The organism is Burkholderia anthina (genome assembly GCF_902498995.1).
In the GTDB taxonomy this organism is placed as follows: domain Bacteria; phylum Pseudomonadota; class Gammaproteobacteria; order Burkholderiales; family Burkholderiaceae; genus Burkholderia; species Burkholderia anthina.
In genome coordinates, this window is sequence record NZ_CABVLY010000019.1 from 33,572 (window position 1) to 49,069 (window position 15,498).

Here is a 15,498-nt window from a genome sequence, read left to right on the forward strand (position 1 = left end):
CAAAAGAGCGGCGCTGCGCGGCCTGCATGACTGCCACCGCTTAACCCCTTGTCAAGGAAACGCCGTGAAGAATATTGCCAGGTTCCGTCGTTCGTGCTTCTCGCTTCGCCCGCTTGCCATGACTTTGACGCTGAGCATCGCGGCCACCGCGCCTGCCTTCGCTGCCGGAAAAATCACGTTCGTCTCGCAGGGTGGCGCGTATCAGGAAGCGCAGACCAAGGCAATTCTCGATCCCGCCGCGAAGGCACTCGGCATCACCATCAATCAGGACAGCATTCCGGACGCGTATCCGTCGATCAAGGCGCAGGCCGCAGCCGGCAAGCCGATCTGGGACGTGATCGATACTCCGACCTCGAATTGTCTGCGCGGCGGCCGCGAAGGTCTGCTCGAAAAGCTCGATTTCTCGAAGATCCCCAACGCCGCCGCGATGCCGGAGAAATACCGCACGCCGTACTCGGCCGCCTATGAGTTCTATTCGACCGTCATCGGCTACAACAAGAAGACGCTCAAGAAAGTGCCGCAAAGCTGGAAGGATTTCTGGGACGTGAAGAATTTCCCCGGCACGCGCGCGCTGCGCAACGACCCCATGACCGTGCTCGAAGCCGCCCTGCTCGCAGACGGCGTGCCGCGCGACAAGCTCTATCCGCTCGACGTGGACCGTGCGTTCAAGAAGCTCGAACAGATCAAGCCGAACATCACGGTGTGGTGGACGTCGGGCGGCCAGTCGGCGCAATTGCTGCACGACGGCGAAGTGGATATGACGATGATCTGGAACGGCCGCGTCAGCGCCGTGATGAAGGACGATCCGGACGTCGGCTTCACGTTCAATGACGGCATCCTTCAAAACACCCAGCTTTGCGTGCTGAAGAACGCGCCGAATCTGAGCGATGCCATGCGCTTCATGAACGCGGCATTGTCACCGGAATTGCAGGCGAATCTGCCGCTGTATATCGATTACGGTCCGGGCAATCCAGCAGCGTTCAAGACCGGCAAGATCACCGACAAACGTGCGGCGGAACTGCCGTCGTCGCCGGCAAATGCGGCGAAGCAGGCGCTGATGTCGGAAGAGTGGTGGGCGTCGGAGCCGGGCATTCAGGCGAAGGCGCGCTGGCTCAAGTTCATGCAGTAACGCAGTGTCGTGATCGACTATCTGATCCTGGGCGGCGGCTCGGCGGGATGCGTGCTGGCCGCGCGCCTTTCTGAGGATGCGGGCGCGAACGTGTGCATCGTCGAAGCGGGGCGCAATATCTCCGCCCAGACCATGCCCGATGCGATCCGCAGCCGCTATCCGGGCCGCGCGTATCTCGACACGCACCATATCTGGCAGACGCTGAAGGCGCGCATGAGCGTCTCGAGGCACGCGCCGATGCGTCGCTACGAGCAGGCGCGCGTGCTCGGCGGCGGCTCGGCGATCAACGCGATGATGGCCAATCGCGGCGCGCCCGCCGATTACGACGAGTGGGAAGCGCTGGGCGCCGCCGGCTGGAACTGGCAGTCGTGTCTGCCGTATTTCCGCAAGCTCGAATCGGATTGCGATTTCAGCGGGCCATTACATGGCAGCGATGGACCCGTGCGTATCGAGCGCACCGAATGGTCGCGCATTTCGCCGTTCGTGCGTTCGGTGCTGCATACGCTCGGCAAGACCGGACACGCGTTGCATGACGATCAAAACGGGTCGTGGGAAGACGGCGCGTTTATCGGCTCGATTGCGGTAAGCGCCGGAGGCGAGCGCATTCCCACCTCGGTTTGCTATCTCGACGATACGGTTCGCGCCCGTCGCAATCTTTCGATTCGTACTGGCGAAATCGTCGAACGCGTGCTGTTCGATGGCAAGCGCGCGGTCGGTGCGCGCGTGCTGCGCGCCGATGGATCGCGCGAGGAAGTGCGGGCGCGCTGCGTGATCGTATCGTCGGGCGCGATTCATACGCCGGCGCTGTTGATGCGCAGCGGTATCGGTCCGGGCGATGAACTGGCGAAGCATGGAATCGACATCGTATGTGACCGTGCGGGCGTGGGACGCAATCTGATGGAGCATCCGTCGATCGCGGTATCGGCTTTTTTGCCGCGTGACGCGCGCACGCCGTTCCCCGACGAGCATCACGAACAGGCGATCGTGCGTTTCTCGTCGCACTTGCCGAACACGGTTCCCGGCGATATGCACGGCGCGATTTTGTCCCGTTCGGGCTGGCATTCGGTGGGATATCGGCTGGGGACGATTTTCTTTTGGGTCAACAAGTCGTATTCGCGTGGGCGCGTGACGCTGGCGTCTTCTTCCGCGTCCGATGAACCCAACGTCGATTTCGCGATGCTCTCTGATTCGCGCGATCTCGAGCGCTTGAAGCTGGCGTTGCGCTTCGGCGCGGCGACGCTGGCCTCGCCATTGATGGCAGACTCGCGCGATGTGGTTTTCCCGTCGAGCTATTCGCCGCGGGTGGCGGCGGTGGCCGTTCCCGGCACGTGGAACGCGATCCAGCGCGGTTTGCTGAGTGGCATGCTCGATATGGCCGGGCCGTTGCGCGCCGCGCTGATCAAAGGCGTGGTGACGCAAGGCGTGACCATCGACGAACTCCTTGCCGACGATGCCGCGATGACGCAGTTCGTCACGCGCTCGGTCGGCGGTACGTGGCACCCGTCCGGCACCTGCCGCATGGGCGCCGCCGACGATTCCCTCGCCGTTACCGATTCGCGCGGCGGGGTGTATGGCGTCGAAGGTCTGCATGTCTGCGATGCATCGCTGATGCCGTCGATTCCGTGCGCGAATACGAATGTGCCGACGGTGATGATGGCGGAGCGGGTGGCGGATGCGTTGCGCTACCGTTTGGCAAGCGATTCGCGGTCCGGCTCCGAAAGCAGTGAGGCCGCGATTGAAGCCGGAGCTCGGATTTCCCGTGCGCCCTGAACGATCGTCCAGCCGATACCAGGGGCAATGAAGCGAATAGCGATCGCCGCAATCCATGCGCCGGTCGGGGTAGCGCCGCCACGCCAGCTTCGAGTGCGCATCGGGTTTGCTAGCCGTGGGTATTGTGCGCGGAGTACGCTCACTTCCTTTTGCACCGTCGCGTCGTAAAGGCTATTAGCGCGGCCCGAGATCACGCCCCAAACCCCACAATCCCTTTCACTTCCAGAAACGCCTCCAATCCCCACTCACCATATTCGCGTCCATTTCCCGACTGCTTGTACCCGCCAAACGGCGAACCCGGGTCCCACGCCGGATAATTCACATACACGCTTCCCGCGCGCATCCGAAAGGCCACGCGCCGCGCCCGTTCCTGATTCGCCGATTGCACATAGGCCGCCAGACCAAACGGCGTATCGTTGGCAATCGCGATAGCTTCTTCTTCATCGCGATACGGCATGATCGCCAGCACCGGCCCGAAGATTTCCTCACGCGCGATGGTCATCGACGGATTCACGTCGGCGAAGATGGTGGGCTTGACGTAATAGCCGCGATCCAAACCATCGGGACGATCCAGACCACCCGCCACCAGCTTCGCCCCTTCGTCGATACCCACGCCGATCAACCGCTGCACGCGCTGATACTGAACATCGCTGACGACCGGCCCCATCGTCGTCGAAGCATCGTCAGCACGGCCGACGCGCACCGCGCCCGCCGCGCGCGATGCAATCGCCACCGCCTCATCGTGCCGCGATGCGGGCACCAGCATGCGCGTTGGCGCATTGCACGACTGACCGCTGTTGCCGAAGCACGCGTTCACGCCCGCCGTTACGGCCGCTTCGAAATCGACATCGTCGAGCAGAATGTTGGCGGATTTACCGCCCAGCTCCTGATGCACACGCTTGACCGTTGGCGCCGCGAGTCGTGCAATCTCGACGCCCGCGCGCGTCGATCCCGTGAACGACACCATGTCCACGTCCGGATGCGCGCACAGCGCGGCGCCAACCGTGGGGCCATCGCCGTTGATGAGGTTGAAGACGCCCGCAGGCACGCCCGCTGCTTCGAGAATTTCGGCGAAGAGAATCGCGTTCATCGGCGAGACTTCGCTGGGCTTGAGCACCACCGTGCAACCCGCGGCCAGCGCCGGCGCGACCTTGCAGACGATCTGATTGATCGGCCAGTTCCACGGCGTAATGAGCGCCGCCACGCCGACCGGTTCGTGATTGATGAGCGTCGTGCCCTTCCTGCGCTGCCACGGAAAATGTTCGATGGCGTACAGCGTTTCCTCGAGGTGCCGACGGCCCAATCCCGCCTGCCACGCGTGCGCGAGTTTCTTCGGCGCGCCGATCTCGCGCATGATGACATCGGCCATTTCGTCGTAGCGCGCCAGGTACGCTTCGAGCACGCTTTGCAACAACGCGACGCGCTTCGCCACGCTCGTTTGCGAGAATGTGACGAATGCGCGTTTCGCCGCCGCGACCGCCCGATCCACGTCGTGTTCATCGCCTAAAGCGACATCGCCCAAAGACGTTTCCGTCGATGGATCGATCACCGGCAGACGCTCGCTGCCCGAAGGCTCGACCCATTCGCCATCGATATAAAACTGCTGGAGATGTCGCATGTAATCCTCAGGCTCGTGCCGCGGCATTGGAACGGCGGCTGATAACGACGAACATCACCAGGCACAAGGTCAGTGCGGTCAGCATGGTGCTGATCGCGGCGATGGTCGGGTCGATTTCATCGCGCAAGGTGACGAACATGCGGCGCGTCAGCGTCTGATTCGGGCCGCCCGAAATGAACAGCGCCACGACGGTTTCATCGAGCGCCTGGATGAAGACGAACACCGCGCCGGAAATCACGCTCGCCTTGATCTGCGGCAGCGTCACCGCCATGAACGCGCGAAAGCGATTCATGCCGAGGCTGCGCGCGACCATCTCCTGCGTGCGGTCGAAGGTGCGCAAATCCGCGCCGACTGAAATCAGCACGTACGGCAGACCGAGCATGGTATCCGCGACGATCAGACCCGTCAGCGTATTCACATAACCCGCCTGCGAGAACACGAAGAACACGCCCACCGCGACGATGATGATCGGCACCATCAGCGGCAGCATGAGAATCGTGCGCAAGTACTTGAGCCACGGATGCGAGCCGTACTGAATGCCGTACGCCGCCATGATGCCGAGCGGCGTCGCGATCAGCGCGGCACACGTCGATGCGGCGAACGTCGTCTTGGCGGCTTCGATCCACGCGGGGTTATCGAAGAAAGCGTGATACCAGCGCAGCGAATACCCCGGCGGCGGGAAGGTGAGAAAGCGCGCGTCCGAGAACGACAAGGGCACGACGATGATCACCGGGATCATCAGAAACGCCAGAATCAGCATCACCGATGCGCCCAGCGTCACGCGTCCGAACGAGAGTGAGTTCATTTTGCCCCCAGCGTCTTTTCGAGCGGAATCACGCGGCTCACGGCATAGAAGATCGCGAACACGCAGACCAGCAGGGCCACGCTCACGGCGCTCGCCGCGCCCCAGCTGTTGTAGATCTCGACGTTGCGGCTGACGATCATGGAGACCATCATCGACTTGCCGCCGCCCATCAGTTCCGGCGTGATGTAGAAGCCCAGACACAGGATGAAAACGAGCGTCACGCCTGCAAGCACGCCGCTCATCGACAAAGGCAGGAACACGCGCAGGAACACATGCACGGGCGAGCCGCCGAGACTCGCGCCCGCCTGCGACAGGTTCGCGGGGATCTTCTGCATCGCCGAATACAGCGGCAAGACCATGAACGGCAGCAGAATGTGAACCATCGCGATCACGGTGCCGAACTGGTTATACGAAAGCTGCAAAGGCCGATCGATCAATCCCATGCCCAATAAGGCCTTGTTGATAAGACCGGTCCGTTGCAGCAGCACGAGCCACGCATACGTGCGCACGAGCACGCTGGTCCAGAACGGCAGCATCACCATGCCGAGCACCAGCGCGCTCCATCGCGGCGAGATCGATGCCGCGAAATACGCCACCGGATAACCGAGCAACAACGTGATGACCGTGACGATCAGACTGAGCTTGAAGGTCAGCAGAAACGTATCGAGATAAGCGCCGGTGAACACGCGCTTGTAGTTGGCGAGCGTGAAGCCGCCATCGTGATAGATCGATTCCCACGAAAGCCACGCCAGCGGCACCACCAGCAGCACAACGACCACGAGCAGCGCGGGCGCCATCAGAAGCAGCATCGCGCGGTCTTCGCGTTGCTGGTGGCGCACCGAAGGGTCGGTCGATACTGCGTGCATCGCGGTCGGGTCCTGAAAAATCCGTTGAGTCCGTTTGGCTGTCGTCATCATGCACCCACGGCGTCGAGAAACTGATACCACGCAGCGACGAGCCTGACGCCCGGCGCGCGCAGCGCGTGAAACGGCACGGGCCGCAAGCCATCCTGCGCAAGCAACGCCAGTTCGGGCTTTTCGCCCAGCGCGAGCGCCGCCGCGTGCTGCCCGATCAGACTGGCCATCGCCACGCCCGCGCCGTTGTAGCCCAGACAGAACACGGTGGCGTCGTCGCTGCGGCCGACGTGCGGCAGCGCATTGAAGGTCATGCCGACATAGCCCGACCAGCGATACGCCACCGGCACGCCCCCGAGCATCGGGAACAGCGCGATCATCGCGCGTTGCAGCGCATCGAAACCGGTCGGCGCGCCTTCCTTGCCGAATGCGTCGCGCCCGCCGAAGAGCATGCGGCCATCGACCTTGCGGAACCACTTCATCATGCGGCGCGTTTCGGTGTAGCTGCGTCGATTGACCATCAATTGCGCATCGAGCTCGGGCGATAGCTTCGCCGTTGCGATCATCGCGCTTCGGAAGGGGACGAGTTCGCGATGATAGGCCGATGTCGCATCGGTCAGGTTCGAGTACGCGTTCGTCGCGACGATCACCTGTTTCGCGCGCACCGTGCCGCCGGGCGCTTTCAGCTCGACGCGCTTGCCGTCGGCGCGCGACATGCCGGTCACCGGCGTGTTCTCGTAGATCGGTACGCCGCGCGATTCGACACCGGCCGCCAGGCCGCGTACGTATTCGAGCGGCAGAATGGTGCCCGCGTCCGCGCTCAGCACGCCGCCGACGAAGCCCTTCGATCCGGTTTCGTGCTCGATCTGCGCGCGCGATTGCACGCTCATCGACGTGTCGTTGAGCGTGGTTCGCACCCAGTCGGCTTCCGCCTTGATCGATTCGAGCGCGCGATCCGTATGCGCGCACCGCAAGCTGCCGGTATGTTCGAAGCGCGCCTTGTCGAGCTTGAATTCGTCGAGCAGTGCTTCGACCGCGCGCACGCCGTCATGCGCCAGCCGATGCATGCGCACGGCGACATCGACACCGAAGGTATGGGCGATGGCCGGAAACGACGGCCGGAATTTCGACGACACCACGCCGCCGTTGCGCCCGCTTGCGCCCCAGCCGACCGGATTCGCATCCAGCACCGCGCACGCGACGCCGCGTTTCTGCAATGCGTACGCGGCGGTCAGCCCCGAGTAGCCCGCGCCGATGATCGCCACCTCGACATCGAGATCGCGGGCGAGCGGCGCTCGCGGATCGGCGGGTGCGGCGAGCGCACGCCAGAGCGAATCGGCGTGCGGGCGTGGCGGTGTCGTCGGGGCGCGCATGGGCTTCGGCCTCGCCTTATGCGGCTGCGCGGACTTCGGCTTCGACGGCATCCGCGAGCGCGGCGAGCGTTGCGAACCTGAAGGTCGGCGTTGTCACGGATTCGGGCGTGGGCGTCGCACCGAAACCTTTCTGGCCCTGACGGCGTTCGATCCAGCACGTCGCATAACCCAGCTTCGTCGCCACGCCGATATCGTGATACTGGCTCTGCGCCGTGTGCAGAATCTCCTCGAACTTGTAGCCGAAGGCGGCCTGACGTCCGCGGTTGTACGCGAAGAATTGCGGATCGGGCTTGGGGACGCCGGTTTCGTCGCAGCAGACGGTGTCATCGAACGGATTGCCGAGGGTGTGCGCATACGCGGACAACGCGACGCGGTCGGCGTTGGTCATGGCGACGAGGCGGAAGTGCTTGCGCAGACGCTTCAGTGCAGCGACAGAGTCTTCGAATGCGGGCCAGTCGAGCACGTCGCGCTGGAAGGCGGCGGCGGTTTGCGCGTCATCGGGCAGGCCCAGTTCCCTGGCGAGATGCAGGTAGACGTTCGCCATCGCGTGGCTGGAGCGGCCGGGATATTTCGCGCGGCCATCCATGTACGGTCCGAAAATCTGGTCGTCGGTCAGGTCCTTCGCCTTTGCGCCGCCGAGACGGTGCACGGAATCGAGCACGCCCTTTTCGAAGTTGATCAGCGTGCCGACGACATCGAACGTCAGGACCTTGAAATCGAGGAGATTCATTGCTTCATCCTTTGCAGTTGCGTTTGCACGCGTGAGAGAGAGTCAGGCTGGAACGACGATGGTGTCCTGCGGATCGAGCGCCACCGTCATGGATGCGCCCGGTTCCGGAATGCGACGCCGTGCTTCATGGCTACCGGGTTGTCGAAGGCTGATGGCCGTGCCGTCGGCGAGCTCGGCGAACACGCGCAGGCTTTCGCCCTGGTACAGGATTTCGGTCACGCGGCAATTCAGGCGATTCGAGTCCGCGTGCCGATTGTCGGCATCGATGACGAGCTTTTCGGTTTGCACGGCGAGCAGCAGTTTTTCGCCGCGTGGCAGAGGATGCGCGGTGCGAAGCACCGTGTCGCCGAGACGCACGGCATCGTCGCCGGCCCGGGTCACGTCGAGCAACGTCGCTTCGCCGATGAAACTCGCGACGAAGGCATCGCACGGGCGGTCGTAGAGGCGCTCGGGGGTATCGATCTGCACGAGCTTGCCGTCCTTCAGCACGGCGACGCGGTCGCTCATGGTGAGCGCTTCTCGCTGATCGTGCGTCACGTTCACGATCGTCGCGCCCAGTTGCCGATGCAGCCTGCGCAATTCGATCTGCATGGTCTCGCGCAGTTGTTTGTCGAGCGCGGAGAGCGGTTCGTCCATCAGGATCAGTTGCGGCTGGAAGACCATCGCGCGCGCCAGCGCGACGCGTTGCTTCTGTCCGCCTGACAACTGATGGATGCCGCGATCTTCGTAGCCTTTGAGTTCGACCATGGCGAGCGCATCGGCGACGCGTTTGGGCCAGGTCGATTTCGGTTCACGCCGCGCACGCAGCGAAAACGCGACGTTCTCGCCAACGGTCATATGCGGAAACAGCGCGTAGTTTTGAAACACGATGCCGATATTGCGTTTGTGCGGCGGCGCAAATGTAATGTCCCGCTCACCGACCCAGACGCTGCCGGAACTCGGTTGCACGAAGCCGCCGAGAATGCCGAGCAGCGTGGTCTTGCCTGAACCCGACGGGCCGAGCAGCGACACGAACTCACCCGGCGCGATATCGAGCGATACGTCGTCCAGCGCCGTCACTGCGTCGTAGCGCTTGGTGGCCGACCGGATTGACACTCCCGTTTTTGCGCGTGCGTCCATGACATTCATTCCATATGACAAGCCGTGGTTGAGGAAAATACTAAGTCGCAACTTTATTGACAGCAATTCCAAAATTGTTGGATCGGGCATAACATGAAGTCATGCCAAACCTTCGCAAGAAACTCCCGAGCGCCAACGCGCTGTTCGTCTTCGAAGCCGCCGCGCGCTGCGGTAATTTCACGCGCGCGGCGCAGGAGCTTTACGTGAGCCAGCCTGCGGTGAGCCGCATGCTCGCGCGTATGGAGGAGCATCTCGGCGTGCGCTTGTTCGATCGCGTGCGCGGAGGAATCGAATTAACGGAGAACGGAAGGATTCTTTATCGCAAGATTTCGGAGGGCTTCAGCGGAATCGAAAGTGCGATACGGGAAATCGAAGCGCGTGCCACCGGTGTTGAAACCGTTACGCTGTCAGTCTCCACAGGGTTTACCACGCATTGGCTGATGCCGCGCATGAAGCGGTTGAATCAGGCGTTTCCTTCGGTGGATTTGCGGTTTCAGCTGATATCCGGCCGGATTGGCGGCCCGCTGGTCGATGTCGATCTAGGCATGCGTTTTCTGCATGACGAAGAAATCGACGAGCACGCGGTCTTGGTCATGCCCGAAATGCTGTTGCCCGTTTGCGATGCGCGTTACGACGAGACCAATCGCGTCGACGGCGACACGGTCATCATGATGGACGATGAGGAGCGCGGATGGCATGAGCGCTTTCATGCGTTTGCATCGCGCAATCGCCATGCCGCGGGGATGCTGAGCTTCAACGATTACGCGATTGTCGTGCAGGCGGCGCTGCTCGGGCAGGGGATTGCTTTAGGCTGGTTGAACGTTACGTCGCACTGGCTCGCGCAAGGAACGCTGGTGCCTGCGGAGCAGGAACTCCTTGTGTCCAGCAGGCGGTGCTGCTTGCTGACGCCGCAGAACAAACCCACGAGGCCCATCGTCGCCGATGTGCGGGATTGGCTGATTCAGGAAGCGTTAAGCGATTTGCGGGTGATCGAGGGGAAGTATCCGGGGTTGGGATTGCGGGGGGCGATGAAGCAGGTGGGGGTTGAGTTGGGGTGAGCGGGCGCTCGGTTGCACGAGATCTGCTTTACTTCGAATAACTGTCCGTTGCCTGCCGATTTGGCTTAAGGGTTTTCGCCGTTTCTCTCGAAGAGAAACGGCAATGCGACGCCGCCCGATCGAATCTCGCTCGGCGCTTCGGCGAACCGGCGAACCGGCAGCCTGCCAGGAGATCGTACGGACAGCGCGGTGCAAGCCGCGTCTCATGTGTCTCATGCGCCGCGCTCGTCGCGCTCGTCGCCTTCGGGGCCGTAGAAGAACACCCAGGTCGAGAAGTCGTCGGAGAAGCCGGCGAAACGGTGCGCGGCGAAGGCGGGCACGAACAGCACGTCGCCGGCCGCGACCCCGCATTCGCGTCCGTCGAGCACGAACCGCGACGTGCCGGCGGCGATCACGTAGACCTCGTCGCGCGTATGCGGCGTCTGCCGGTCCTCGCTGCGCGGCCGGTACAACTCGACGTCGAGCGTGCCGTGGCGAAACAGCGTGGTGAACAGCGTGCCTTCATCGTCGAGGCGCGCGAGCGATGCGTCGATGCCGAGCTTCATCGTCGTAGGCTCCGGGTCCGGATCGTGGGAACGTGGGCATGCGGATCGCGCCATCGTAGCGCGAAACACGACGATTGGCCCGCCGCGTGCGACGCCGCATGCGCATCACGTTGCGCACCATCGATGAAACGGCGACCGTCCGCGCTCGCCGCCGATGAAACGAACGTGTCCACCGGTGAAACGGCGCGATGAACGTCCGCATTCGTTCGACAGGTTCACCACGATTTAATAAACGCCTACTACGATCGCGCATCGTCAATCGACGGAGCGTCGCGTCGAGGCTCGCGCTTCGATCCTGCCGCCCCTCGCCGAACCGCGCGACTCGCCCGATTGTCATTTCCCGTGAACCCGCGATGTGCGACGCCGTGGCATGCAGACGGCGCGCTTCGCATCATTTCGTATTTCTGATGAAATTGAATCCGTCGACTGCTACACGCAGAAAATTCCTGGCTGCCGCGCCGGCCGTTGCAGCAGCGCCGCTGTTGAGCGCATGCGGTGGCGACGATGTCGTATCGGCGCCGGTCACCGATGCGGCGCTGGCCGCGCAGATGTCCGCGAAGTTGAACGCGCAGCTCGGCGATGCGGCGACCGTCGACGCGATCGTGCCGGCGCTGACCGATGTCGGCTTCACGTGGGATCTGCCGACGGTGCCGGCCGCGCAGATCGGCGCGATCGTTGCGTACAGCTTCGGCAATCGCCCGAACGCGGCGAGCGGCAACACGTCGAGCACGGGCGGCAACCAGTCCGCGCTGCCCGATCCGGGGCCCGTCAACGAAGCATTGGCGGACGCCGTGTACCGGATCCGCCAGTTGAAACCCGTCAAGGTCTACGCGCAGTGGGAAATCGCGCGCTTTCTCGTGTCGAAGTACGGGATGGGCGGCGACGTGCTGTCGTCGGTCGAGCCGGTGATCGCAAGCGACGGCACGATCGTGTATCTGAGCACGGCCGGCGTTGCGGCCGAGGCCGTCACGCGCGCGGGCGGCGCGGCCGCGATGGGCACCGTGGCGGTGGTCGGCCATCGCGATCATGCGAAGCGCTGCATCCAGACCTCGCAGCAGGCGGGCATGACGGCGGCTGCCGTCGCCGAGGTGTCGCTCCCGACCGTGTACGACCCGCAATCGGGCCAGCCGTGGACGCGCAACCGCAGCCTCTACCTCGTGCACGACATGTATGCGCAGATGCTGACCCGCGCGATCGCCGCGACGATGCAGGCGTTTCCGAAGGGCTGATGCCTTCCGCTTTCCATTCGACTCCGATGACCATGACGACCCGCCGCCATTTCCTGACTTCCTCTTCGTTGCTTGCCGTATCGTGTGCCGCCGCGGTGCCCGCGCGCGCGGGCGATGCGCCCGTGTCCGATGCCGAGCTTCGGCGCCAGATGCTCGGCAAGCTGACGAACGAACTGAACGACTCCACGGTTGCCACCGACGAGACTGGCTACCTCCTCGACACGTTTTTCTCATGGTCGCCGCCGACCCTTGACCCTGCAGGCATCGACACGATCGCCGCGTTCAGCTTCGGCAATCGCGCGGGCGCGTCCGGCGCGGCACCCGTACCGGGCCCGGTGAACGAGTCGATTGCCGATGCGGTGTTCCTGCTTCGGCAGAAGGTCGCGGCGCCGATTTACGCGCAGCAGGAAGTCGCGGGCGTGCTCGCCTCGAAATACGGGCTGACGGCCGGCGTGACGTCGATCGCGACGCCGGCCGTGGCCGCCGGCAGCCCGATCCCGACGCCCGATGGCGTCGCCGCCGCGATCGTCCGGCAGGCCGGCTCGGCCGCGGCGCTCGGCAAGGTCGGGATCGTCACGCATCTGGACCAGGCGTCGCTGGCCGTGCGCGCGGCGACGGCCGCGGGGCTGCAGGCGGCGGTGCCGGCCGGGCTGACGCTGCCGGTGTTCTACGACACTTCCGCGCAGATGCCCGCATTGCGTCGTCGCGATCTCTACCTGCTGAGCAACGCGGGCGTACAGCTCGGCATGCTGCGGCTCGACCTGATCAGCCGCGAATACCCGAACGGCTGATGCCCCAATTTGGCTGGTAATGCCGATACAGGTATTGGCACTACCAGACAAACCACTGTTTTTAATGGGTTTTTTCTCGTCCGCGCTGCGCCGTGGCGCATTCTGCGTGGCATAATCGATCGCACCAGTAAGGCTTGTAGTCACAACGACCCCGCATACCCATGGCACAGACTCTCTACGACAAACTGTGGAACACCCACGTCGTCCACACCGAGGACGACGGCACGGCATTGCTCTATATCGACCGTCAACTGCTGCACGAAGTCACGAGCCCGCAGGCATTCGAAGGGCTGAACGTCGCGCACCGTCCGGTGTGGCGCATCAGCGCGAACCTGGCCGTGTCGGACCACAACGTCCCGACCACCGATCGCAGCCACGGCATCGCCGATCCCGTCTCGAAGCTGCAGGTCGACACGCTGGATGCGAACTGCGATGCGTTCGGCATCACGCAGTTCAAGATGAACGACGTGCGCCAGGGCATCGTGCACATCATCGGGCCGGAGCAGGGCGCGACGCTGCCGGGCATGACGATCGTGTGCGGCGATTCGCACACGTCGACGCACGGCGCGTTCGGCGCGCTCGCGCACGGCATCGGCACGTCGGAAGTCGAGCACGTGCTCGCGACGCAAACGCTGCTGCAGAAAAAGAGCAAGAACATGCTCGTGAAGGTCGAGGGCACGCTGCCGCGCGGCTGTACCGCGAAGGACATCGTGCTCGCGATCATCGGCAAGATCGGCACGGCAGGCGGCACGGGCTACGCGATCGAATTCGGCGGCTCGACGATCCGCGCGCTGACGATGGAAGGCCGGATGACCGTCTGCAACATGGCGATCGAAGCCGGCGCGCGCGCGGGCATGGTCGCCGTCGACGATACGACGATCGACTACCTGAAGGGCCGTCCGTTCGTGCCGACCGGCGCGGAATGGAACCAGGCCGTCGAATACTGGCGCGAGTTCAAGTCCGACGAAGGCGCGCAGTTCGACCGCGTCGTCGAGCTGAACGCCGCCGAGATCGTCCCGCAGGTCACGTGGGGCACGTCGCCGGAAATGGTCACGTCGATCGACGGTCGCGTGCCGGACCCGGAGCGCGAGAAGGATCCGGTCAAGCGCGACGCGATGGAGCGCGCGCTGGCCTACATGGCGCTCGAGCCGAACACGCCGATCGAGTCGATCAAGGTCGACAAGATCTTCATCGGTTCGTGCACGAACGCGCGCATCGAGGATATCCGCGCGGCCGCGTACGTCGTGAAGAAGCTGAACCGTCGCGTCGCGTCGAACGTGCGCCTCGCGATGGTCGTGCCGGGCTCGGGCCTCGTGAAGGCGCAGGCCGAGCGCGAAGGGCTCGACAAGGTGTTCACCGACGCCGGCTTCGAATGGCGCGAGCCGGGCTGCTCGATGTGCCTCGCGATGAACGCCGACCGGCTCGATCCGGGCGAGCGCTGCGCGTCGACGTCGAACCGCAACTTCGAAGGCCGGCAGGGCGCGGGCGGCCGTACGCACCTCGTGAGCCCCGCGATGGCGGCGGCAGCGGCGATCGAAGGTCACTTCGTCGATATTCGCAAGCTGGGGTAACGCGTGACGGCATCGAAGGTCATCGCGCGGCTGGTTGCCGCGCTGGCGCTCGCGGGGCTGGGCTTCGGCCTGGCCGGTTGCAATACCGTCCGAGGCTTCGGCGAGGACGTCAATGCCGCCGGCAACGCGCTCCAGCGCGCCGCGGACTGATGCCCGCCGAGAATTTGTCGATGTGCGCCGGCTGATTGCCGGCCCTTCAACCGGATAGACGGATCATGGAAAAATTCACTGTACATACCGGCGTCGTGGCGCCGCTCGATCGCGAGAACGTCGACACCGACGCGATCATCCCGAAGCAGTTCCTGAAGTCGATCAAGCGCACGGGCTTCGGTCCGAACGCGTTCGACGAATGGCGCTACCTTGACCACGGCGAGCCGGGCCAGGACAACTCGACGCGCCCGCTGAACCCGGACTTCGTGCTGAACCAGCCGCGCTACCAGGGCGCATCGGTGCTGCTCGCACGCAAGAACTTCGGCTGCGGCAGCTCGCGCGAGCACGCACCGTGGGCGCTGCAGCAGTATGGTTTCCGCGCGATCATCGCGCCGAGCTTCGCGGACATCTTCTTCAACAACTGCTACAAGAACGGGCTGCTGCCGATCGTGCTGACCGAGCAGCAGGTCGATCACCTGTTCAACGATACGTACGCGTTCACCGGTTATCAGCTGACGATCGATCTCGACGCGCAAGTCGTGCGCACGGGCGACGGCCGCGAGTATTCGTTCGATATCACCGCGTTCCGCAAGTACTGCCTGCTGAACGGCTTCGACGACATCGGCCTGACGCTGCGTCACGCCGACAAGATTCGTCAGTTCGAAGCGGAGCGGCTCGCGAAGCAGCCGTGGCTCAACAACAAGCTGGTCGGCTGAGATCGTCTTTCGGTTGGGCGCGCCAGGGGCGCGCTTGCCC

15 protein-coding genes are annotated in these 15,498 nt (G+C 63.8%); 8 read left to right on the top strand and 7 right to left on the bottom strand.

Going from position 1 to position 15,498, the window contains the following annotated elements:
* The first annotated feature begins 118 nt into the window (after positions 1-118).
* Positions 119-1,129: an ABC transporter substrate-binding protein gene (locus BME24068_RS22775; RefSeq protein ID WP_096503971.1), complete on the top strand. Its 1,011-nt coding sequence runs from the start codon at positions 119-121 to the stop codon at positions 1,127-1,129.
* A 9-nt stretch (positions 1,130-1,138) separates the two neighbouring features.
* On the top strand, positions 1,139-2,899 hold the full coding sequence (locus BME24068_RS22780) for a GMC family oxidoreductase (RefSeq protein WP_174927455.1): 1,761 nt from the start codon (positions 1,139-1,141) through the stop codon (positions 2,897-2,899).
* A 190-nt stretch (positions 2,900-3,089) separates the two neighbouring features.
* Here the strand turns inward: BME24068_RS22780 and BME24068_RS22785 are convergent, their stop codons facing one another.
* From BME24068_RS22785 to BME24068_RS22810, 6 genes are read right to left on the bottom strand one after another with little or no spacing between them, the layout of a single operon-like run.
* Positions 3,090-4,517, bottom strand: a complete 1,428-nt coding sequence (locus BME24068_RS22785; protein WP_174927456.1) for an aldehyde dehydrogenase family protein — start codon at positions 4,515-4,517, stop codon at positions 3,090-3,092.
* A 7-nt stretch (positions 4,518-4,524) separates the two neighbouring features.
* Positions 4,525-5,322 carry an ABC transporter permease gene (locus BME24068_RS22790; RefSeq protein ID WP_096503965.1) on the bottom strand — a complete coding sequence of 266 codons (798 nt, stop codon included), beginning with the start codon at positions 5,320-5,322 and terminating at the stop codon, positions 4,525-4,527.
* On the bottom strand, positions 5,319-6,188 hold the full coding sequence (locus BME24068_RS22795; protein ID WP_174927457.1) for an ABC transporter permease: 870 nt from the start codon (positions 6,186-6,188) through the stop codon (positions 5,319-5,321). Before BME24068_RS22795 ends, BME24068_RS22790 begins: the two co-directional genes overlap by 4 nt.
* A gap of 47 nt (positions 6,189-6,235) precedes the next feature.
* Entirely contained in the window at positions 6,236-7,549 is a 1,314-nt protein-coding gene (locus tag BME24068_RS22800; protein ID WP_174927458.1) for an NAD(P)/FAD-dependent oxidoreductase, read from the bottom strand.
* A 16-nt stretch (positions 7,550-7,565) separates the two neighbouring features.
* Positions 7,566-8,279, bottom strand: coding sequence for an HAD-IA family hydrolase (locus BME24068_RS22805; RefSeq protein WP_174927459.1), 714 nt, complete (start codon positions 8,277-8,279; stop codon positions 7,566-7,568).
* A gap of 42 nt (positions 8,280-8,321) precedes the next feature.
* Positions 8,322-9,398 (bottom strand): ABC transporter ATP-binding protein, encoded by a 1,077-nt coding sequence (locus BME24068_RS22810; protein WP_096503959.1) that lies wholly within the window; start codon positions 9,396-9,398, stop codon positions 8,322-8,324.
* A gap of 101 nt (positions 9,399-9,499) precedes the next feature.
* Here BME24068_RS22810 and BME24068_RS22815 point away from each other — a divergent pair, with 101 nt between their 5' ends.
* The gene (locus BME24068_RS22815; protein WP_174927460.1) at positions 9,500-10,456 is read left to right on the top strand and encodes a LysR family transcriptional regulator; all 957 of its coding nucleotides are present in this window, start codon (positions 9,500-9,502) and stop codon (positions 10,454-10,456) included.
* Positions 10,457-10,668: 212 nt separating this feature from the next.
* Here the strand turns inward: BME24068_RS22815 and BME24068_RS22820 are convergent, their stop codons facing one another.
* On the bottom strand, positions 10,669-11,001 hold the full coding sequence (locus BME24068_RS22820; RefSeq protein WP_174927461.1) for a cupin domain-containing protein: 333 nt from the start codon (positions 10,999-11,001) through the stop codon (positions 10,669-10,671).
* 407 nt (positions 11,002-11,408) lie between these two features.
* On the opposite strand from BME24068_RS22820, the gene BME24068_RS22825 reads away from it, so the two are divergent.
* The 5 genes from BME24068_RS22825 (at position 11,409) to leuD (ending at position 15,458) form a co-directional block, all read left to right on the top strand.
* Positions 11,409-12,230 (top strand): hypothetical protein, encoded by an 822-nt coding sequence (locus tag BME24068_RS22825; protein ID WP_174927462.1) that lies wholly within the window; start codon positions 11,409-11,411, stop codon positions 12,228-12,230.
* Between the two features lie 32 nt (positions 12,231-12,262).
* Positions 12,263-13,021, top strand: a complete 759-nt coding sequence (locus tag BME24068_RS22830) for a Tat pathway signal protein (protein WP_174927560.1) — start codon at positions 12,263-12,265, stop codon at positions 13,019-13,021.
* Between the two features lie 161 nt (positions 13,022-13,182).
* Positions 13,183-14,592, top strand: a complete 1,410-nt coding sequence (leuC, locus tag BME24068_RS22835; RefSeq protein WP_096503953.1) for a 3-isopropylmalate dehydratase large subunit — start codon at positions 13,183-13,185, stop codon at positions 14,590-14,592.
* Between the two features lie 3 nt (positions 14,593-14,595).
* A complete protein-coding gene (locus tag BME24068_RS22840) occupies positions 14,596-14,742 on the top strand; it encodes an entericidin A/B family lipoprotein (protein WP_124826391.1) in 147 nt (48 codons plus the stop codon).
* A 65-nt stretch (positions 14,743-14,807) separates the two neighbouring features.
* On the top strand, positions 14,808-15,458 hold the full coding sequence (leuD, locus tag BME24068_RS22845; protein WP_174927463.1) for a 3-isopropylmalate dehydratase small subunit: 651 nt from the start codon (positions 14,808-14,810) through the stop codon (positions 15,456-15,458).
* Positions 15,459-15,498: the final 40 nt, after the last annotated feature.